At 75.3% G+C, this 720-nt stretch carries 1 protein-coding gene and 1 pseudogene; both read left to right on the top strand.

What is annotated here, in order from left to right; genetic code table 11:
• Positions 1-163 (top strand): annotated as a pseudogene (locus tag KUM32_RS44390) (oxidoreductase); the annotation flags it as partial.
• 184 nt (positions 164-347) lie between these two features.
• Positions 348-720: PAS domain-containing protein (locus tag KUM32_RS37880; protein ID WP_217146362.1), on the top strand; the 373-nt coding region annotated here is incomplete at its 3' end.

Below are 720 nucleotides of genomic sequence, written 5' to 3'. Positions count from 1 at the left end.
CTACTGCGAGGACTGCGACATCGCCGAGGTGTGTGGCGACGGCGCGGCGCCGATGAGCGGCGGGGTGCGCGGCTACGCCGTGGACCCGCGGCAGGCGGCGCGGCTGTGGGCGCTGTCGGCCGAGCTGACGGGCGTGGACGCGTTCGCGACCAGCACCTCCTGACCCACCCTCGGGCCTTCGGCGCCGCGCAGGGCGGCCGACGCCGGGGGCGCGCCGTGACCCCGCCCGACCGCGCCACAGGGCGACCGGGGCGGCGCCTGGCTCGTGGCGCGCCCGGGCGCGCCACGCGGCGGCGCGGCGCGCACCCTCCGTGACGGCCGTGGCGATCATGGCGCATCATACGAAGATGTCGCCTTCGCACCGGAATGAGGAGAAGATCGCATCCAGTGGGCTGCCGCTGGACGTCTTCGACACGGCGCCGGTCGGGGTGGCGGTCCACCGCGGCGACCGACTGGTCCTGGCGTACACGAACCACGCGTACCACGAGATCTTCGGCGACCGACCGCTGGGCATGCCCCTGCGCGAACTCTTCGCCGACCTGCGGGAGCAGGCGGACCTGGATCTGTTGGAGGACGCCTTCCACACCGGCCGGACCGTGCGGGCGTCCGCCATCCCCTTCACCGTGGGCGGCGCGAGCGACGCGGCGCGGGGGGATGCCGCGCGGGCCACCCAGCGGTACCTCTCGTTCAGCGCCTCCCGGATCGAGCTGGCCGACCGGG

This window comes from Streptomyces sp. AC627_RSS907, assembly GCF_019049165.1.
This window is presented reverse-complemented; position numbering and strand designations above follow the sequence as displayed.